This window comes from Moritella viscosa (assembly GCF_900120065.1).
Classification (GTDB): domain Bacteria; phylum Pseudomonadota; class Gammaproteobacteria; order Enterobacterales; family Moritellaceae; genus Moritella; species Moritella viscosa.
On the sequence record NZ_FPLG01000078.1, the window covers coordinates 47,267 to 69,004 of the forward strand.

Here is a 21,738-nt window from a genome sequence, read left to right on the forward strand (position 1 = left end):
GGATATTACACTCAAAATCAATCGGTAATGACCGTCCTTTCTCAAGACATAAAATATGAACTTCATTGCCCATTTTTATATGATTACGGGCTAATTCTAATGTGATTTTTTGAATACCACCAAACTTTAAATTGTGAACGATGAAAAGGATTTTTTTCATTTTTATTTCTCTTATTTTATTCCAAACGTCATAAATACATTTCGATTAAATAATGCATTAATATAAGTAACACTTAGCTATTACTACCACCTAACCTAGATATCACTATCATTCAGTAAATCCAGTTGTTGCTTGATGATAGTGCCAAAAGAAAATCGCTCGACATTTTTATCACTCGGTACAATGGGATTTTTTAAATATTCAGCCATTACATTCGCTAATGCTATAAAATCACCTTTTGAAACAAGGCCTTTTTTCAATTCACCTGTTAATATCTCATTTACAGGGCCACAGTTTGTACTCACAACGGGGGTTCCACAGGCTAACGCCTCAACAATAGCATTACCAAAACCTTCACAATCAGAGCTTAAAACAAATAATTTTGCCTTTTTATACCAAACATATGGGTTATCTACAAAACCAGGCATTATCACTTTTTCAGCTAAATCAAGTTCATTAATTAACTTTTCAAGTTCCCGCCTTTGATTACCTTCGCCTAAAATGATCAATTTACAATCAGCAGGGTTTATTCGATGAAAGGCTTTGATTAACAAATCAAATCTTTTTTGATTTGTTAATCGACCTACACCTAATATAAAATCTCCATCATAGATATTAATATCTTGAGAGCTTAAGTGTCTTACTCTTCCTATATCACAAGGATTATGTATAGATAAATGCTTTTTAGGGGTCACATTTTGAATCTTAAGCGATTGCTCTACACTATGTCTTATATATTCAGAAACAGAAAAAAATATTTTGTCGTGAAATAGTTTAGACGTAAGCCAGTTGTTATATTTTCCAATCAGTCCTGTTGTTGTTGTAGATAAAGAAAAAGGCAAATGTAAGCTAAATACCGCATTGTCCTTTTTATACCACCACATACGTTGCACGGATCGGGCTCCTCGTATAAAAATAGCATCTAATTTTCGTCCATCAGACTCAATCTGATGGATTTTATCACTGACCAGTTTTTTGTAGATTATAGTTGAAAAATAAAACTCGCTTCGAGGTAATAAGTGCCTAAGAATCGATTTATACAGTACATAATAAGCAGCTATAACTGGATTTCTAATCATCAACTTAGACAAATCTAACGTATGAATATCACACTCAAAATCAATAGGCAGGGATTGTCCCTTTTCAAGACACAATATATGAACTTCATTACCCATTTTGATATGGTTACGGGCTAATTCTAGTGTTATTTTTTGAATACCACCAAACTTTAAATTATGAACGATGAAAAGGATTTTTTTCATTTTTAATTCTCTTGCTTTATTCAAGATACCCACTCGCATATTTATTCATGCAAAAAATATAATAACCTTTACTTTTATTTAAATTAGCAAAGTCAGGAAGTGAATTATGCATTAAATAGACGTTTACGGCAAGATTACGGCAAAATCAGTTGGCTTATATATGAAACGATACCATAAACATTTTATCCAACATTTAACCCCTATATTATTGATTAGGCAGTAATATAAGAGAATCCGGCACCAATTTTCCTAGCTTATCCCCGAACACCGCTTTAGCAACTTCATCACCGTGCACAATACGTATCTCTTGCGGCTTATGTTTTATGTGTTTAACAAAATTAAGTAGATCTTGCTGATCGGCATGGGCTGAATAACCACTAATGGTATGGATACTGGCATTAATGGTTATTCGCTTACCATTAAGATCAACATATCCTCCCCTTGGTCCATATTGTTGGATATCCCGACCCGCGGTACCTTGGGCTTGATAACCAACAAAAATAACATCGGCTTTGGCATCAGGTAAAAATTGCGTAAGGTAATTAACGATACGTCCACTGCTGCACATACCACTGGCGGCAATGACAATGACAGGTTTATTTCGCCTAGCCAGGTACTTGACAACAGTCAGGTGATCTTGATGACTGTCGATGGTATAAAGCTGATCAAAATTAAGTGGATGGCGACCTTGTTTTAACTTGCCTAACGCCTCTTTATCCCACAAGGATTTAAAGTCACGGTATTTACTGGTGAAGTTTGCTGCCATTGGCGAATCGACGATTATTTCAATGCTTTTCCATACACTCATCTCTGGAGCGCTGTGAATAAATTGCTCTATTTCGTAGAGTAATTCTTGGGTGCGGCCAATACTGAATGCGGGGATCAAAACCACACCATTATCACTCACTGCATGTTCAATGACGGCTTGTAACTTTTGGCTACGTTCATTACGGTGTTCGTGCCTTTTGTCACCATAGGTACTTTCAATAATTAATGTATCGGCGCGGTATGGCGATCGGGGGGATGATAATAACGGACTATAAGAAGCGCCTAGATCACCAGAAAATACAACACGGTGACGGCGAATAGGTTTATCAGTGGCGAGTTCAATTTCGACATAGGCAGAACCTAAAATGTGCCCTGCTGGACAAAAGCGGATCTTTTGACGTTGATAGCAGACTTCATCTACACTTATATCCTCTTTGGGTATTTTAAGCACGTCAATGGTGCACCATTTTTGATAAGGTACAGGAATAAGCTGTTTTTCTAATAGAGAGAGGCAAGCTTGGATCAGTTTTTTATCGTGGGTCACGCCGACTTTAAGGGCGTCTTCGATAACGAGGGGAAGGAGAGCTGCTGTAGCTTCGGTAGCGTAAATGGGGCCAGTGAAGCCAGCGGCTAATAAGTAAGGAATGCGGCCAACATGATCAATATGGCAATGCGTGATAATAAGCGCTTTAACGGTGCGCACATTAAAATCGATGGAGTGTTGGTCTTTATTGTTGTTACCTGCGGCTTCTGAACCTTGAAATAAACCGCAGTCGATCAGCACTGAATTATACTCATTCATATACAGCTGATGACAAGATCCGGTCACACCATTAACCGCACCGTGATGTAAAATACGCATTTTTTTCCATCCTTGGAAAGCAATTTAAACTATGAGTTTAAAGCCACATCCCAAGGAAAGTAATAGGTCGATGTACTGATTTAAGTACTGATTAGTTGTTTATGGTTAGAATAAGCAACAATTTACTAGGTGCTTATCAAACGATATGATCATATCTAATATGTGTTATGTGTCATCTTGTCCAATGTTAACAATCACGCCAAGCACGAATCTTTGCCGTAATAATCCATACTTTTGATAATAATAATTGATAGATAAAGAAACACACTAAGAACAACGCCAGCATTATCCATTCTGGAATATTAGCAATTTCCGCGTAGATACCAAAAGCAGCGTATGCAATCGCGATCGAGCAGATAGCACATAATATTTGGGTATTGTTTAAACCTAAGCGTTGGAAGATATGGTGTAAATGTTCACGATCAGGTTTAAACGGAGAGTCACCACGGCGAATTCGACGGATCATGATCGCAGCCATGTCCATCAGCGGTACAGCAATTAACCACAGAGCAGTAACAGGACGTAACGGTGCCCCGCCAACTTTTTGTGTTGATAATAATAAGAACCAAATTACTGTAAAGCCAATCAACATACTACCAGCATCACCCATGAATACTTTACGCTCACGCCCTAATAAACCCAGATTAAACAGGACATAAGGTAAGATAATAACGATGAGAACAAGACATAAGTAAGCTAGATTACTTTGTCCGTCAGTACTAAGAATAAATCCTAAGCCACCCAGTGTCACTATAGATAATCCCCCAAGCAGTCCGTCAATACCATCAACCATATTAAAGGCATTAATCGCACCAACAACAGCTATAACGGTGACAAAATAGCCTACAACTCCCAGGCTAATATTACCAAAACCAAACATATTACCTAATGTATGCAACTGTATATCAGCAACAAACATCATTGCTATCGATAATCCACCTTGAACAAAAAAACGTACCTTGAAGCTAAGATCATATTTATCATCCAACGCACCCACAAGGGTAAGGATAAAAATAGAGAACATAAATAAATTGTGATTAGGTAACAACTCTGGATTATTAAACAAGAAATAGATGAAGGAAATACAAATGGTAATGCCACCTACGAGTGGAATAGCACCATTATGGTGTTTACGCTCATTTGGCTTATCAACTAAACCTATTTCTTTTGCTATTTTACGCATCGTAAATAACGTAACTAAAGAAAAAAAGAAAACAAAACCGAGTTCTATGAACATGTTTATTATAACCTTAATGAATTTTAAATTTATTGGGCATACTTGATTCACGAATATAGCAGAGAATAAATATCAACTTAAAAATATAAATTGTTATTTATTACTTAGGTAAGTTGACTAAATACATAATGTATTATTCTTGGCCTATTTGCCATAAAAATCTTTATACCAGTCAACAAATGCTTTTACGCCTTCTTTAACGCCCACTTTTGCTTTATAGCCTATCGCAGCAAACAAGTCACTTGTATCAGCATACGTTTTATATACATCACCAAGTTGCATTTCACGGAAGTTTTTCTTTGCTTCAACACCTAATGCTTCTTCAATCGCTTCAATAAAATCCATTAGACTAATTGGGCTACCGTGACCGATGTTATAGACACTGTATGGTGCTGAGCTTGTTGCTGGTGAACCAGTTTCAACTTTCCAATCGGCATCGACTGTTGGAATAACATCTTGAATACGAATAATACCTTCAACAATATCGTCGATATACGTGAAATCACGCCACATATCACCATTGTTATTAATATCAATAGTTTCGCCATCTAATATCTTTTTAGTAAAGATGAAGGGGGCCATATCTGGACGGCCAGCTGGACCATATACAGTGAAGAAACGTAAACCTGTTGTTGGCATATTATATAAATGAGAGTAAGAGTGTGCCATCAACTCATTTGATTTTTTCGTTGCTGCATATAAGGACACTGGGTGATCGACACTATCACTGGTTTCAAACGGTGTTTTGCTGTTTAAGCCGTAAACAGAGCTAGATGATGCGTAGACAAGGTGTTTGACTTTATTATGACGACAGCCTTCTAAAATAGTTAGATGACCAATAAGATTAGAATCTGCGTATGCCATCGGGTTATCGATAGAATAACGAACACCTGCTTGTGCGGCTAAGTGTATAACTTTATCAAATTGTTGCTCTTTAAATAATGTAGCAATACCTCCATTTCGATAAATTGAAATGTTGTTAGTGGATTGATTTCGTCTAAACGCGCTAGTTTCAAATTAACATCGTAATAATCATTCAGGTTATCAATACCGATGACTTGATGACCTAAAGCACACAAACGAGCAACCACTTGCGAACCAATAAAACCAGCAACGCCAGTAACTAAATATTTCATGGTGATAACCTTAAAAAATTAAAAAAAGATGCAAGATGGTAGAATGACAAAAATAATAAAGCACTAAAGTGGTTCTTTAATGCTTTGTCGAAACATAAAAATAAACTTACTTAAAAAGAGCACTAAAGATAATTAATCAGAACCAAATAAATCGCGAGTATAAACCTTACCTACAACTGATATTAACGCATCTTCCATACGGTTCGACACTATCACATCAGACATATGCTTAAATTCTTCGAAGTCAGTTATTACACGAGAGTTGAAGAAGGTCTCTTCTACTAACACTGGCTCATAAATAACAACTTCAATACCTTTAGCTTTAATACGCTTCATGATGCCTTGAATAGACGATGCACGGAAATTATCAGAACCCGTTTTCATGATCAGACGATAGATACCCACTACTTTTGGCTGTCTATTGATAATAGAAAATGCGATATGGTCTTTACGCACAGTATTCGAATCAACAATAGAGCTAATTAACGAGTTAGGTACATCTTCGAAGTTGGCTCGTAATTGTTTGGTGTCTTTTGGTAAGCAATAGCCACCATAACCAAATGATGGGTTATTGTAATGACTGCCAATACGAGGGTCTAACCCAACACCTTCAATAATTTGACGAGCATTCAAGCCATGCGTTTCGGCATACGTATCGAGTTCATTAAAATAAGATACACGCATGGCAAGATAAGTATTTGAAAATAGCTTTACCGCTTCAGCTTCTGTTGAATCTGTAAATAAAATATCGATGTTTTCTTTAACCGCACCTTGTGCTAATAAATTAGCGAATACTTGCGCACGTTCCGATTTTTCACCCACAATAATACGTGAAGGATGTAAGTTATCGTATAACGCTTTACCTTCACGTAAGAATTCTGGAGAAAAGATAATATTGCTACAGCATAACTTCTGCTTTATACGCTTAGTATAACCCACAGGTACTGTTGATTTAATTACCATGACAGCTGTAGGATTGATTTCCATTACATCTTTTATAACAGCTTCAACAGACGAGGTATTAAAGTAGTTATTAACACTGTCATAATCTGTTGGTGTTGCGATAATGACAAAATCAGCATTTTTATAAGCTAATACTTTATTTAATGTAGCAATAAAGTTTAATTCTTTATTTTGTAAAAAATCTTCAATTTCAGTATCTGCAATTGATGAGATACCTTTGTTTAATTGATTTATTTTTTCTTCGATGATATCAATCGCAATTACTTCATTGTGTTGCGCAAGAAGCATTGCGTTTGACAGACCGACATAGCCAGTTCCAACAATAGCAATTTTCATTTTATAATTCCAATAAAAATGCACTCATAAAAATGAATACACTTATTCAATATAACGCTGTCTGATAATTTATTGACGTAATAACACTAAGATTTCAGCAGTTTTTTCTTCCATCAATGGAATATTTTGACGAGATTCAACATTCAAACGAACCACAGGTTCAGTATTTGATGAACGTAAGTTAAAACGCCAGTCAGCAAACTCTAGGCTTATACCATCCGTTTCATCCACAACTAATGCTTCAACTTCGTATTGCATACGCACTCTGGCAATCGCTTCAACGGGATTAGTAAGCTTCGAATTGATTTCACCCGATGATGGGTAGGCTTCAATACGCGCTTTCACGGTGTCTGACAGTTTCATGTTTTTTACTGACAGTAATTCTGTAACAAGTAACCAAGGGATCATGCCTGAATCGCAATAAGCAAAGTCACGGAAATAGTGATGGGCACTCATTTCACCACCGTATACCGCATCTTCTTTGCGCATACGTTCTTTAATGAAAGCATGACCCGTCTTAGACATAATTGGTACTCCGCCGTTCGCTTCAACGATATTAATGGTATTCCAGCTTAAACGAGGATCGTGAATGATTTTAGCGCCACTTTTTCCTTGTGAAGCGTCTTTTTGTAAAAACGCCTCAGCTAATAAGCCGACTATGTAGTAACCTTCGATAAATTCGCCATTTTCATCAAACAAGAAACAGCGGTCAAAGTCACCATCCCATGCGATACCCATATCCGCTTTATGCTCCATAACCGCATTCGCGGTATCCGCACGGCAATCATGTAACAATGGGTTTGGGATACCATTAGGGAAATTACCATCCGCTTCGTGATGAACTTTGATAAATTCAACAGGTACATTTAGCACCTGAAAACGCTGTTCTAGTTCATCTATAACATGGCCCGCGGCACCATTACCTGAGTTAACCACTAATTTAATAGGCTTAATGTTAGCAGGCGTGATGTATGTCATTAGGTGATCAACATAAGCTGTTAATGTTGATTGCTGCGTTAACGTGCCACGCTTGCTTGCAACAACATCGGCAAAATTGTTTGCTTCAGCTAACGCTTGAATTTCACGCAGGCCGGTATCACCACTGATTGGTTTTGAGTCCTCACGTACCAATTTCATACCGTTGTAATCCATTGGATTATGACTTGCTGTAACTTCAACACCGCCATCAATACCAAGGGATTTTGTCGCAAAATATATTTCTTCAGTGCCAGTCATACCTATATCGATAACATCGACACCCGCGTCCATTAAACCACTAGCTAATGCGAGTTTTAGCTCTTCTGATGTGAGGCGTACATCACCACCAACAACGGCGGTTTTTCGTTCAGTTGGAGTTGCTGCAGACTCTTTTTTTGAAAACAAGTGTTGACCAAAAGCACGACCAATACGGTATGCAATGTCAACATTTAGTTCTGTACCTAATTGACCACGAATGTCATAGGCTTTAAATGCTGTTAATTTTGTCATAATAAGATCTTATTTTTTAATGAAGAATTGCGGTATTTTTGATAAGTTTTTAAATAGCACAGCTTGAGGCCAAAAAAGTCCGCTATTTTTTAATGCATGAATATCTTCTTTGGTTTTTTGGATTATATTTTTGAGACTTCGATTACTTGCACCGCCAACACGCATTTTCATTACCACCTTAGGTAAATATGAAAGTGTTACATCATTAGCCCAAAGATAACGTAGTAGTGAATCATAATCAGCAGCGATCTTGAACTTCAAATCAAATACGCCAAATTTATTATAGAATTCACGCTTCATGTAAAATGTTGGATGAGGCGGCATCCAACCATTTTTTAATTTTTCTTTAGCGTAAGTTCCTGATTTCCATAAACGAATAACATTATCAATATTGTCTTTCGATACATATTGAAGATCGCCATAAACGGCATCACAATTTGAATTTTCAAACTTAGCAACAATATCTTTAACTGCGTCAGGATAAGCAAATAGATCGTCAGAATGAAGATACCCGATAATATCACCCGTAGCCGCTTTAATGCCTTTATTCAACGCATCATAAATACCCTTATCTGGCTCACTAATAATTGTTGTTACGCGCGGGCATTGTTGCTTAATAACTTCCAGCGTATTATCGCTTGAAGCACCATCAATAATAATGTATTCAATATTCTCATAACTTTGATTATTTAATGACTGTAAGGTATCTTTAATTGTTGCAACACTATTATAAGTTGCTGTGATAATCGAAACTTTCATTTACTATTTCCTAGAGCTAAGTTTACCTTAACTTAAACACGACCATATTTATCATCAAAACGGACAATATCATCTTCACCAAGGTATGAACCCGTTTGCACTTCAATCAATTCCAGCGGTAATACACCAGGGTTTTCTAATGCGTGAATTTGCCCTAATGGAATATACGTCGATTCATTCTCTGTCACTAAGAAAGTTCGCTCACCATTGGTGACGCTTGCAGTGCCCGATACTACAATCCAATGTTCTGCTCTGTGGTGATGCATTTGAATCGATAATTTAGCACCCGGATTAACCGTAATACGTTTTACTTGATCTCGCTCACCAAAATCAAGGGAGTCATATTTACCCCAAGGACGGAACACTTCACGTTGATGTTTATATTCGTAACGGTCATCTGCTTTTAACTTTTCAACGATGGTTTTCACATCTTGAACTTGGTCTTTGCAGGCCACTAATAACGCGTCTTTAGTTTCAACAATCACTAAGTTATCAACACCAACCGTTGTTACTAACTTGTGACCGGCATTAATGTATGAGTTAGTGGTATTGTGCGAGATGATATCACCGTGATTAACGTTACCATTCTCGTCTTTTTCGCTCACTTCCCATAATGATGAGAATGAACCGACATCACTCCAACCAGCATTCATTGGCACGACGATAGCATCAGAGCCTTCAGCTTTACAAAGAGGTTCCATCACCGCGTAATCAATCGAGTCTTCAGGGCATTGGGCAAAGATATCAGCACTAATACGGGTAAAGTCTAAGTCTTGTGTTTTATACTCGTAGGCTTTTGTGCATATAGCTAACATATCAGGTGAGAATTTAGCCAGCTCTTCAAGATAGCGTGAGGCTTTAAACATGAACATACCGCTATTCCACAGATATTCACCTGAATCGAGGTAGGTTTCTGCTGTTGCTAGATTTGGTTTTTCTACAAAGCTGTCTACGTCAAAGCCAGTCGCTTCATTGTCTGTATGTTTAGCACCTTGTTTAATATAGCCATAACCCGTTTCAGCATGTGTTGGCACGATACCAAAAGTCACAAGTTTATCTTGCGCAGCAAAGACTTTGGCATCAAGCACCGCTTGTTGGAATGCGGCAACATCTTTAATCACGTGGTCAGCGGCTAATACCAGTAATAATGGGTCATCATCTTTAGCGACAGCTGCCAATGCAGCCAGTGTAATCGCAGGGGCGGTGTTCTTACCCATCGGCTCAAGGATAATGTCACCTGCAGCGGTATTGTTAGCTCGTAACTGCTCTGCAACAATAAAACGGTGTTCGTTATTACAGATAATCAAGGGGTTTAAGCATTGCCTATTATCAAGACGGTTAATAGTTTCTTGTAATAAGGTATTTTCGTTTAATAATGCTAAAAATTGCTTTGGGTGCAGTGCGCGAGATAAAGGCCATAAGCGTGACCCGCTACCGCCAGACATGATTACTGGTAAAATCATAATAAACCTTAACTTTTTATTTTTAAATAATTGAATATGGAAATTGATTCTTAACATCAATTTCTGACGCTAAGTAAAGTACCACTTACTGTGTTGATGTACGTCATCTTGTGTTAGTAACGTTTTAACATCCAACCATTGGTATTGACTGTGCTGCTCTGTGGGCAATGACAACTGAGACTCATCAACCGTTATCTCGTAACCTAATACCACATAATGCGCTGAGACGTGTTCGCCGAACACACTGTCATCATAAAAATGTTCAAAAGGGCCAAGCAATGTCGCTCGCTCAATGGCACAGGTTAATCCGAGTTCATGCTGACAAAGTCGTGTGAATGCAGTTTGCATCGATTCATTTTTTTGAATGCGACCACCAGGTACAAACCAATAACCCTGCGCGGGTCGATTGGTTCTAAACCCGAGTAATGCTTGATTCTGTGGGTTTTAACCACAAGGTCAATCGAAATAAGCGGTGTTGAATCGATAACAGTTTCAAATGTGTTGTTATCTAAAAACATAAATCTCCGAGGCAAAAAAGGAGAAAAGAGAAAAGAGAAAAGTGAAAGTTGGGGTCGATGCCTTTGACCTTTGACCTTTCTCCCTGCTTCTATTTCCTAAACCAATCTTGATTATCAAGGAACCACTGATAAGCACTTTGCAAGCCAGATTCTAAATCGACCTGATAACGCCAACCCAAATTAGCTAAACGGTCTACGTTCATCAATTTACGGGGTGCACCATCGGGTTTACTGCTATCAAAGACGATGTCGCCGTTAAAGCCTGTTACCTTAGCAACAGTTTCAACAAGTTCACGAATCGTGCAATCAACACCCGTGCCGACGTTAATATGACTTAACATCTCCTCGGTGTTTTCTGCATACAACCCTTGCGCTAGGTTCATCACATAGATAGACGCTGATGCCATGTCATCTACATACAAGAATTCACGCATCGGTTTACCACTGCCCCATGCAATCACTTCACTGTCATTGTTTAACGCGGCTTCGTGGAAACGACGTAACAAGGCAGGAATAACATGTGAGTTTTCCGGATGGAAGTTATCATTCGGACCATACAAATTAGTCGGCATGACACTGCGGTAATTACGACCGTGTTGACGGTTGTAAGACTCACACAATTTAATACCGGCAATTTTGGCAACCGCATAAGGTTCGTTAGTTGGCTCAAGCGTACCGGTTAACAAGGCTGATTCAGCCATTGGTTGCGGTGCAAGTCGTGGATAGATACACGATGAGCCTAAAAACAATAAATCCTGTACGTTGGCGATATGCGCGGCATTAATGATGTTGCTTTGAATCATCAAATTTTCATAAATGAAATCAGCGGGGTAAGTATTGTTACCCACAATGCCACCCACTTTCGCAGCAGCTAAGTACACTTGGTCAATTGATTCAGCTGCAAAAAATGTATTCACAGCCGCTTGATTGGTTAAATCAAGCTCGCTGCGTGTTCTTAATACAAGTTCAACATCACCTTGCGCTTGCAGTTGACGCACGATTGCCGAACCAACCATACCGCGATGACCCGCTACATAGATACGTTTAGTCATGATTAGCTTTCTTTTGTTACAGAAACAGAATAACCGTGTGCTTTAAGCAATGCGTGCTGTTTTGCTTTAGCCAAGTCGTTTTCAACCATTTCAGCACACATTTCTTCAACGGTGATTTGTGGTACCCAGCCTAATATTTCTTTGGCTTTTGATGGGTCACCAAGCAATGTTTCTACTTCAGCTGGGCGGAAGTAACGTGTATCAACTTTAACAATCACATCACCAACAGAGACGCCTTTGGCGTTATCACCCGTAATGCCCACAACAGTAGCGATTTCATCGACTCCTTCGCCGGTGAATTCAAGTTCGATACCCACATTCTGCGCGGACATGCGAACAAATTCACGTACCGAGATTTGCTTACCCGTTGCGATAACGAAATCATCCGCAACATCTTGTTGTAACATCATCCACTGCATACGTACGTAGTCTTTAGCATGACCCCAGTCACGTAATGCGTCCATGTTACCAAGGAATAAACATTGCTCTAAACCTTGTGAAATATTGGTAATAGCACGGGTGATTTTACGCGTTACAAACGTTTCACCACGGCGCGGTGATTCATGGTTAAAGAGAATACCGTTACACGCATACATGCCATAAGACTCACGGAAGTTAACCACTATCCAGTAAGCATACATTTTTGCTACCGCATACGGTGAACGTGGGTGGAATGGTGTGGTTTCACGCTGTGGAATTTCTTGTACTTCACCGTAAAGCTCAGACGTTGATGCTTGGTAGAATTTAGTTTTCTTTTCTAAGCCTAAGAAACGAATGGCTTCAAGTAGACGTAATGTTCCCATTGCATCTACATCAGCGGTATATTCAGGGCATTCAAAAGAAACAGCAACGTGAGACTGAGCGCCTAAGTTGTATACTTCATCAGGCTGCACGTCTTTAATAATACGCGTCAGGTTTGATGAATCGGTTAAATCACCATAATGTAAGAAAAACTTTTGATTTTTTTCATGATTGTCTTGATAAATATGGTCAACACGCTCGGTATTTAACGATGATGCACGACGTTTAATACCGTGAACTTCATAGCCTTTTTCTAATAATAGTTCTGCTAGGTATGAGCCATCTTGACCTGTTACACCTGTGATTAGTGCTATTTTTTTATTTGTCATTTTTATCCTTTGATTTAAACGTAACTGCCTCAGTAACGTTAAATATATTGTTCCATTAATCGCTTTTTTCGTACAAACAATTAAATTCAAATACCGTAATTATATTACGGTTTAATTTCAAAAAATCCGATACTATTATAATTTTTATATTATTTAGATCTAACCGACACGTAAGTATTCACCACAAATCCTGCGTCGTTAAGACTACTCCAAGAGCTGAAACTTACCTTAATAGCATGTTAATAATCACACAATATTTGTAGGTGGATTTTCATCCTGCAGATAAACTACATCTGGAGCTGGTTCTCCTGTTAAAACAAAATCCAAGGCTTTACCAAACTTAATTGCTTGTGCAGACCAGGAATAATTATTTTTTATTAATAGCTTGGAGTTATTTGACATTACATCTAACGAGTGTTTATCAAGAGTCATCATTTCTTGTAAAGATTGAAGTACATTTTCTCTTGATAATGTAATGTACTTTCCACAATTGTGAGTATTAATTTCAGACCAAGGTGTTCCTGTAGTCGTGATAGAGGGTAATCCAGCCGCTAACGCTTCTCCAATGACCACCCCAAAATTTTCAGTATAACTAGGGAGAATAAAGAATTCAGAAGAGGCTAACACACACTTTTTATCATATCCGCTAAGCATACCAAACACTTTAATGTTATCTTCAGTACCATTTTCAACCGCTAGTTCAGCAATATTCTCATTATAATTCGAATAATCGGGCCCCACGATAAGTAAACACCAATTAGGAAAGTCTTTAGCTACTTCAGGCCAAATTTCTAATAATATATCTAACCCTTTTTTCTTATGTAGGCGAGACATAAAAAGAACATACTTCTTATTATTATTTAACCTTAAATGTTCAATTGCATTGATTTTATTTGGTAAATCCTGATAATCATCATAATTAATACCGTGAGGTACGATTGCAATAGGCGATGTAATATTAAGTTCTCTTACCGCTTTATATTCATCAGCACAAGTAACATGAATTAAATTGGCTTGTTGTAATGATTTTTTTTGAAATAATAGCCATGCTAATTTCTTTCTTAGCTTCCCTTGTGCTAAAGACCAGGGATAAAGAGTTCCTCGTATTGAAACGATGTGGGGTACTTTTTTTTCTTGTGAAAGTTTCGCAGCTAAAAACGCAGGGTAATTCCAAAGGTTATTAGAAAATAAAACATCCCCATCTGTTAGTGTGCTAAGCAGTCTACTTTTCATCTCTTTTGAATATTTAAGCTTGTCCATGCCATTTAATTTACAGCGGACCCAAGGAATAGAAAATCGGTCAATAAACTCATTCTTATCTTTGATTGAATTTATAGTTGAATATATAACTGATTCAACACCTAACTCTGAACGAATAGCTTCCAAAAAATTTGGCAATGAATTGGCTGGTCCTCCATATTCATCAGAAATATTTTCAATAATTGATTTTAATTGCATTACGTTCTCTTTCGATAAAATTGAAATGAGTTGAAATTATTATAATAGGCAATAACGTGAAGGCAACAGGAATCGCAGACATAAATAGACCTAAGAGTAAAAAAAAGAAATACAATGAGTTTTTAAGATGGTTTCGGAAAACCATAAGCCAAAAAATTAAAATGAAAAATAAAAGTGAGAACCAGCCTAGTTCAAATAGTACACTTCCAACACCAGACATAACTTTATTATGTGCCCCACCCCACCAAAAAAGACCTCCATAATCAGCACGCCCTGTCGTTAGAATATTTGAAAATAAATGAAATCCATGAGGGAGACCTGCATCATCAATAAAAGCTTTGAAAGAAAAAAAGATATGTGAAGCTCTTTCGTTCATACTTGCATCTTCAGCTAAAATAATTAATGGTGAATCAATAATCAATATTACTAATTTAAACAACCGACTTCCTTCCAAAAGACTTCCAAATTGAATGATTAAAACAGCCCATACGACTAAAGATAAAAAAGTTATTATTAATTTACGTATAGAAAAAAGATTAAAAAAAACATATAAAATAACACTAATCAATATAAAAAGAATAACCATTGATGATTTTGCAACGAACAAAATAAAAACCATATTTAAATAAAATAAAACTTGGAAAATCCTCGTTGGTATCCTACTTTTCTCAAGATAAAGTAACCAACACATAAAAAACAAAAAAATACCGTAAAAAGTTGGTTCCGGAGCTAGTCCCGTTACCCCTCTATCCTCTGTTGTCCTTACATACACTAAAAAAGATAAAATATCTTTTCCAAAAACAACCTGTAGAGCACCCGCACATAACCAAATGAAATTTGATACAGTGATAACCCATATAGGAACCTCAAAATATCGTTTAATTATATAATATGATGAAAGCACAATAAAAAATGCATAATAACTTAAAATCGCTCTAGCAGTTAAAAGATCAAAATGTCCGTACGCGATTCCGATACAACAAGCATATAAGAATAAAAATAAAGAAAGAAAAATAGCACTATGCAATTTCTTTCTGATATTAAAAAAAAAGAATATTGATCCCATTATAATAAACCATGGCTGAGTATCTAACTTCAAAATACCAAATGAGATCCACGGAAAGAGCATTGAAAATAAAGTTACATTTAATAATATATTCATAATAAACTCAACATTTGATGTATGCTAGATAACTGGCGTACGGATAAAACTCTCGTCTGAAGTTCGCTGATAATCGGCTGATAAAAATAACTTCTGAGAAGCAATATTTTCTTTCAAAACCGTAGCGTGTATTGTGACGTGTCTATGTATATAATCGATATAGCTTAAAGCTTGTTTCGCTAAGCCTTTTCCATAATAATCTGGTGATATAAAAATAGAAACTACATACTCCCTCGCCTTTAATCGATCTAATCTTACAGCACCGACTCTAATTCCCTCTAATTCAATAAGATAAAAATAATGTTTTTTATCCATTGTTTTATTAGACATCCAAGTCTCGTGTTCAGAATACGTTGGTATAAAAGGATTCAATGCATAACGACGGGTATTTTCATGGCATTGCCATTGATATATTATCTCTATATCTGTTTCTCTTGCAGATCGCATCTTAATTTGGATTATATCAATTGATAAAGCATTTATATGAGCGACAACACGTTTTACACCCAGTCCATCACACAAGCCTAAATTCGTTGCTCTAAAGACGTCATATTTTTTCTTTATTTCTTCAACTGCAGCGAGTAATTCAGTCTCAGTGCTTTGCACATCAAGATTTATGGCAGCATTTACAGCTATCATTTTTTTACTTATATAGATCTGGTTATCCGCAAGTGGAATAATCACAGATGGAATACCAAGACAAGCTCTTTCCCATGTCGTTGAACCTGGAGCGCCGATTGCAATATCATATTCTAACATCAAATGAGCCATATTATCAACAAAGTCAAGATGTTTGACCCATGAATAACGCTCACAAAATGACTTAACAAGCTGATAGTGCGGTGCTTTATGGCTAAGTAAAACAGTTACTTTAATATTTATTGGAGATAAAGATAAAGCGCGTAATACAGATCATGTAGCATTAGGCTGATCAATACCACCCATCGTAATTAAGATATTCGCAACGCCAGAAAATGGTGTTAGAGCTAAGGCTTTTTCACGATAACAAGTAAACAATGGATTAAGTAATGCAAAATCACACCCCATTAGCATTTCGCTTTTCGCGTTAGCTAATTGATATTCTTGCGGCGAACGTAACAAGGTTTGATCTAAAATGATATCCGCATCATGCTCTCTAACCAAATGGACATCCTCCCCCACCTCGCTACGCGCCCTCACAAGCTCGGGAAAGGAAGGGGTTTCCATAGGCACCTAAAGACCTGACCATTTCTGGTCAGCACTGCTCTACCCTCAGCTAAAGCAAAGGGTTTGCCACAAGCGTTATTTGATCAATAACGAATATTTTACAATCAAGATCATTTCGAACACGGCTCTGCCAATCTTTATTAAGGGCATAGTGATCAACAATAACTAAATCAGCAGACACAACTTCATGTATAAAACTCGCAGCATCGGTATCCCAAGCGACTTGTAACCAAGCCGAATAATCCGACATTTTGGGGAACCAGCTCGGTTTTAGCCTGAATTAATTCTAAAACCTTAAACCCTTTCGCTAGAATAAAGTCTATTGAATTGCCAGCCTGCCGGCGACAAGCAAAACGAATATGATGACCTTGCTGTTGTAATTCTTGCGCGAGCACTAAACAGCGCATCACATGACCACTGCCAATATGAATCGATGCATCAGCGCGGATAACAATATCCATTACGCTTCCTTCATAACTGCATATAAGGCTTCAGCAAGTTCCCAGTCTTCAAACGTATCGACATCTTGTACTCTTTTACGAGCTAATAAAATGGCTTTTGAAGACGGTGAGAAAAATGGTTTTCCAGCTTTAAACGCAGCAGTTTTACCCCAATAAAATTGCCCAGCATCATGATAAGCTTCTTCTAAATCTTGCGAACGGGTATTTAAATGCTCAGGCTGAAACATTTGTACACCCCCTTCCTTGTTCAAGGCAATCGCTCGCTGAATAGGAAAGGCAAATGAAGTGGCGCTGAATGCATAGTCAATATTATTTTCAGTTACAGCGTCTAATCCCTTGACTAAGTCGCTTGGTAATACAAACGGTGCAGTTGCATAAATGCAACAAAGTAAATCAACCGTCATATTTTTCGATTCACACCAGCCTATCCTGTGTTGAATCACAGCCATCGTCGTGGCGTGATCGTCTGAGATATTAGCGGGACGTAAAAAATGGGACTTCTGCGCCATAAGCTAAAGCGACATCAGCAATTTCTTGATCGTCTGTCGACACTATGATTTTATCGAAACAGCCTGATTGTTTAGCCGCTTCAATGGAATAAGCAATCATAGGATTGCCATGAAATAATTTGATGTTTTTTCGTGGAATACGCTTACTGCCACCATGGGCAGGGATCATTGCAATTCTCATTTATATCACTTCAGGTAATAAAATACGTTCTAAAACAGCAACGACTTCATCTTGCTGTTGTACAGTCATTATATGAAACAGCGGTAATGATATCGCTTCTTGATAGTAATGCTCTGAAGCGGGGAAATCACCGTGTTTAAAGCCCATATTTTGATAATAAGGCTGCAGATGTACAGGAATATAATGCAGGTTAACGCCGATACCATTTTCGCGTAACGCATTAAAGACTTGCGGATGCGTCAGGTTAATTTTATCAAGTTGTAAACGGATCACATATAAATGTAAACCCGAGTATGTATTATCTAACTGAAAAGGGATAACAACAGGTAATTCCGCTAATAAAGCATTATAACGCTTTGCTAAACGATGGCGTGCTGCAACAAACTCAGCCAATCGCTGCATCTGCGATACACCCAGTGCTGCTTGCAACTCTGTCATGCGGTAGTTAAAGCCAAGTTCAATCTGCTGATAATACCAACCACCATCAGATTCACCTTGCATCAATGCCGGATCACACGTAATACCATGGCTACGAAATAACGTCATTTGTTCCGCTAGATGATCACTATTAGTCAGTGCTGCTCCACCTTCCGCGGTAGTAACGATCTTAACCGGATGAAAACTAAATACCGTGATATCAGAATATTGCCCAGCGCCAATTGGTGACTCTAAATAGCGACCACCAATAGCGTGAGATGCATCTTCGATAATACTAAAGCCATATTCTAACGATAACGCATGGATCGATTTCATATCACAAGGCTGGCCGCACAAGTGCACTGCTACCAATACTTTAGGTAATTGCTGTTTTGTTTTAGCAATAACTAATTTCTTTTCTAATTCTATCGGGCACAGGTTATACGTCTGTGGATTAATATCGACAAAATCTACTTTTGAACCACAATATAATCCGCAGTTTGCGGATGCGACAAAAGTAACAGGTGTAGTCCAAAGAATATCATCCTGACCTAACCCCAATGCTAAGCAAGCAATATGTAATGCAGAGGTTGCACTATTTACTGCTAAGGCATGTTTTGCACCAGTAAAATCGGTTAATGACTTTTCAAACGCTGGAACCTGGGGACCTTGCGTTAAAAAATCAGACTGTAGAACATCAACAACAGCAGTAATATCTGCCTGCGTTATTTCTTGCTTACCATATGGGATCATAATCTTAGTTATACCTTAAAGTTTGCATCTACATGTTCAATAATTAAGTCTCGTAAGCCTTCAACCGTGTCCCACTCTGTGTTGGTACCAGAGTTATATTTAAAGCCAAGCGGTACTTTTATCGCTTTATGGTGATCAATATAATCTTGCTCTTCATACGTGTACGATACTGATGGCAAAATTGCGTAATACGGTCCCAAATCAATAGTATTCAAAGAATCCGAATCAGTGATCATTTCTTCATGTAATTTTTCACCAGGACGAATACCAACAACACGTTGTTTACATTCAGGCGCAATAGCTTCAGCAACATCTAAATTTTTATATGACGGAATTTTAGGAATAAATATTTCACCACCAAGATGGTTTCCCAGTGCAAACATCACTAAGTTAACACCATCTTGTAATGAAATATTAAAGCGCGTCATTTCTTCATGTGTGATTGGTAATAAGCCTTCTTCTTTTTTATCCATGAAGAATGGAATAACAGACCCACGCGAGCCCATTACATTACCGTAACGAACAACACTAAACTTGATATCTTTAGAACCGCGAATATTATTTGCTGCTGCAAATAATTTATCTGATGCTAGTTTAGTTGCGCCATATAGATTGACTGGTGCACATGCTTTATCAGTTGAAAGAGCTACAACATTGTGTACGCCGCATGAATAATAACATCAACACCTTCACACGCTTGGGTTAAACGATCTTTATCGCGCACATCACCAATGAAAAAACGCAACTGCGGGTAATCATACGCAGGGTACTTTTGTTTAATAACTGATTGCTTTAATTCATCACGAGAATAAATAATCTGATTACCACCGAACCTCAGCCAGCTTAAGCAGACGTTGAGGCATCGGTGCCGTTCGAATACTTGATACGATTAACTGCTCAAGCATATTTTTTAAATTAAACCGTCGATTAAACTTAAAGCAGAACTCTGCTAAATATCGAGGTAAATGCTTCTGGTTAATAGCATGATAAGTACCGTGCATTGAGTTTTTAACATTACTTATCATTGTATTAACCCATTTAAAGTAAGGCCACTCAACACTATCTGGTCCACCGCCAGTGACGACTGCAAGATGTAGTATCTCGGCATCTTTAACTGCACGAAAGCACGCTAGACCATCTGAAATAACAATCGCCTTTGGTGTCAGGTGAGCTTTAGCCCAACGCGTTATTTCTATTTTGTTGAATCCATCTACAGCGCTAAAACGCATACAAATCGGATGACCTTCATCATTGATTGATACCGCAGCAATAAAGGGGCGTTTTCCTTTGGCTCCACGGCCTCTAACACCACGTCTTACGCCACCCCAGTAAGCATCGTCTATCTGGACATAATCAACTAATGGTATTTCATCATCTCGTTCTTTCATTGCTTGCATTAACTTCTGCTTTAACCGCCAAGTCGCGTTATACGAAATACCAAGTAACCTTGATAGTTCAGGCGCTGAGATACCGTTCTTTTCTTGCGTTACAAAATATATTGCAAGAAACCAAGTTGTTAGTGGCAACTTAGAGTGAGCGAAAAGTGCTCCTGATATCAATGAAGTTTGAAAATGACACTTATTGCATTGATACAGCGCTCTTGATTTAAGTTTACAGCACTTGTTGTGGTCACAATTAGGACATCGATAACCCATGGGCCAACGCATCTCGAATAAGTTATTATGGCACTGAATTTCAGTGCCGTACTTTTCAATAAATTGATGAATCTATATGCCTTTTTGAAACTGAACTTTATTTCTAGCCATGACCTAAACCTCATCACTACACTCATTTAAGTATAGTTTACGAGGGCTGAGCATTAGTGGTAATCAGAATAAATAATGATCTTTTTTACATCTGGGTAACGATTTAAGACTGTTTCGATAAACTGTTTACCGAATGAGCCAGTGCCACCAGTAATAAATACTGTTTTGTTATTTAACATGTATTATCCATGTTTATTTATTATAAAGTAAATGACGTTTTATTATAATTGAGTAAATTCAATTTTATGTCTCAGTGACATTTATATCACTGAGACATACTTTATCTATTTTGAGACATTCCATGTCGGGCAATCCCTTGTACAACCTCTCTATTACGGGTTTTTAGTAAAAGGCCCCAATAGGTCCATTCACATTAAATAATGAAAAAATATTAGAGGGTTAAAGAAAACAAAAAAGGAAAACATATACGGATTACACTTATAATATTTAAATATCAAATATACTGATAATAGTAAAACAAGCATGTTTATAATAAATATACTTACATAACTAAAATCAACCGCGATAAGTAATAGAACAGGTCCTATGAAATTACTAGAAGTGACCCTGTAAGTGATTCTGTGTAATTACCATTTTAGAGATGATCTTTTAATCGGTCTTCAAATTCAATGATAAAACGATTCATGGCTGCTTTCCAGTTATGGATCGGCATCGACCATTTTTCTGAAGA

At 37.5% G+C, this 21,738-nt stretch carries 16 protein-coding genes and 5 pseudogenes; all 21 read right to left on the reverse strand.

All coding sequences use genetic code 11. The features are described from left to right. Positions 1 to 255 precede the first annotated feature (255 nt). Positions 256 to 1,446, reverse strand: a complete 1,191-nt coding sequence (locus BT797_RS10435) for a glycosyltransferase (RefSeq protein ID WP_170860740.1) — start codon at positions 1,444 to 1,446, stop codon at positions 256 to 258. A gap of 181 nt (positions 1,447 to 1,627) precedes the next feature. Then, positions 1,628 to 3,052 (reverse strand): MBL fold metallo-hydrolase RNA specificity domain-containing protein, encoded by a 1,425-nt coding sequence (locus tag BT797_RS10440; protein ID WP_045111742.1) that lies wholly within the window; start codon positions 3,050 to 3,052, stop codon positions 1,628 to 1,630. A 187-nt stretch (positions 3,053 to 3,239) separates the two neighbouring features. Beyond that, positions 3,240 to 4,289, reverse strand: a complete 1,050-nt coding sequence (wecA, locus tag BT797_RS10445) for a UDP-N-acetylglucosamine--undecaprenyl-phosphate N-acetylglucosaminephosphotransferase (RefSeq protein ID WP_082276048.1) — start codon at positions 4,287 to 4,289, stop codon at positions 3,240 to 3,242. A gap of 144 nt (positions 4,290 to 4,433) precedes the next feature. Next, positions 4,434 to 5,425: pseudogene (locus BT797_RS10450) on the reverse strand (NAD-dependent epimerase). A gap of 132 nt (positions 5,426 to 5,557) precedes the next feature. After that, on the reverse strand, positions 5,558 to 6,724 hold the full coding sequence (locus tag BT797_RS10455; protein WP_045111743.1) for a nucleotide sugar dehydrogenase: 1,167 nt from the start codon (positions 6,722 to 6,724) through the stop codon (positions 5,558 to 5,560). 69 nt (positions 6,725 to 6,793) lie between these two features. Continuing rightward, positions 6,794 to 8,212, reverse strand: a complete 1,419-nt coding sequence (locus BT797_RS10460; RefSeq protein ID WP_045111744.1) for a phosphohexomutase domain-containing protein — start codon at positions 8,210 to 8,212, stop codon at positions 6,794 to 6,796. A 9-nt stretch (positions 8,213 to 8,221) separates the two neighbouring features. Then, positions 8,222 to 8,971 (reverse strand): glycosyltransferase family 2 protein, encoded by a 750-nt coding sequence (locus BT797_RS10465; RefSeq protein ID WP_045111745.1) that lies wholly within the window; start codon positions 8,969 to 8,971, stop codon positions 8,222 to 8,224. A 32-nt stretch (positions 8,972 to 9,003) separates the two neighbouring features. Next, complete coding sequence (locus BT797_RS10470; RefSeq protein ID WP_139291661.1) at positions 9,004 to 10,434, reverse strand: mannose-1-phosphate guanylyltransferase/mannose-6-phosphate isomerase; 1,431 nt, start codon at positions 10,432 to 10,434, stop codon at positions 9,004 to 9,006. A gap of 69 nt (positions 10,435 to 10,503) precedes the next feature. Continuing rightward, positions 10,504 to 10,818 (reverse strand): annotated as a pseudogene (locus tag BT797_RS10475) (NUDIX domain-containing protein); the annotation flags it as partial. A gap of 223 nt (positions 10,819 to 11,041) precedes the next feature. Further along, on the reverse strand, positions 11,042 to 12,004 hold the full coding sequence (gene fcl, locus BT797_RS10480; RefSeq protein WP_045111746.1) for a GDP-L-fucose synthase: 963 nt from the start codon (positions 12,002 to 12,004) through the stop codon (positions 11,042 to 11,044). A 2-nt stretch (positions 12,005 to 12,006) separates the two neighbouring features. Beyond that, entirely contained in the window at positions 12,007 to 13,134 is a 1,128-nt protein-coding gene (gmd, locus tag BT797_RS10485; protein WP_075472005.1) for a GDP-mannose 4,6-dehydratase, read from the reverse strand. Positions 13,135 to 13,380: 246 nt separating this feature from the next. Then, positions 13,381 to 14,592 carry a glycosyltransferase gene (locus tag BT797_RS10490; RefSeq protein WP_045111748.1) on the reverse strand — a complete coding sequence of 404 codons (1,212 nt, stop codon included), beginning with the start codon at positions 14,590 to 14,592 and terminating at the stop codon, positions 13,381 to 13,383. After that, positions 14,570 to 15,754 (reverse strand): hypothetical protein, encoded by a 1,185-nt coding sequence (locus BT797_RS10495; RefSeq protein WP_075472007.1) that lies wholly within the window; start codon positions 15,752 to 15,754, stop codon positions 14,570 to 14,572. The genes BT797_RS10490 and BT797_RS10495 overlap by 23 nt, the downstream gene beginning before the upstream one ends. A gap of 24 nt (positions 15,755 to 15,778) precedes the next feature. Then, entirely contained in the window at positions 15,779 to 16,636 is an 858-nt protein-coding gene (locus tag BT797_RS10500; protein ID WP_339390819.1) for a GNAT family N-acetyltransferase, read from the reverse strand. 30 nt (positions 16,637 to 16,666) lie between these two features. Beyond that, positions 16,667 to 16,960 carry a hypothetical protein gene (locus BT797_RS10505; RefSeq protein WP_139291663.1) on the reverse strand — a complete coding sequence of 98 codons (294 nt, stop codon included), beginning with the start codon at positions 16,958 to 16,960 and terminating at the stop codon, positions 16,667 to 16,669. A gap of 185 nt (positions 16,961 to 17,145) precedes the next feature. Beyond that, positions 17,146 to 17,421, reverse strand: coding sequence for a hypothetical protein (locus BT797_RS10510; protein ID WP_045111750.1), 276 nt, complete (start codon positions 17,419 to 17,421; stop codon positions 17,146 to 17,148). Continuing rightward, positions 17,421 to 18,111, reverse strand: a pseudogene (gene pseF / locus BT797_RS10515) (pseudaminic acid cytidylyltransferase). The gene BT797_RS10510 and the pseudogene pseF overlap by 1 nt, the downstream one beginning before the upstream one ends. Continuing rightward, positions 18,112 to 19,281, reverse strand: a complete 1,170-nt coding sequence (pseC, locus tag BT797_RS10520) for a UDP-4-amino-4,6-dideoxy-N-acetyl-beta-L-altrosamine transaminase (RefSeq protein WP_211705470.1) — start codon at positions 19,279 to 19,281, stop codon at positions 18,112 to 18,114. 8 nt (positions 19,282 to 19,289) lie between these two features. Beyond that, a pseudogene (locus BT797_RS10525) lies at positions 19,290 to 20,098 on the reverse strand (polysaccharide biosynthesis protein); the annotation flags it as partial. A 4-nt stretch (positions 20,099 to 20,102) separates the two neighbouring features. After that, a complete protein-coding gene (locus BT797_RS10530) occupies positions 20,103 to 21,008 on the reverse strand; it encodes an IS1595 family transposase (protein ID WP_244534170.1) in 906 nt (301 codons plus the stop codon). A 104-nt stretch (positions 21,009 to 21,112) separates the two neighbouring features. Further along, a pseudogene (locus BT797_RS23625) lies at positions 21,113 to 21,226 on the reverse strand (polysaccharide biosynthesis protein); the annotation flags it as partial. Positions 21,227 to 21,738: the final 512 nt, after the last annotated feature.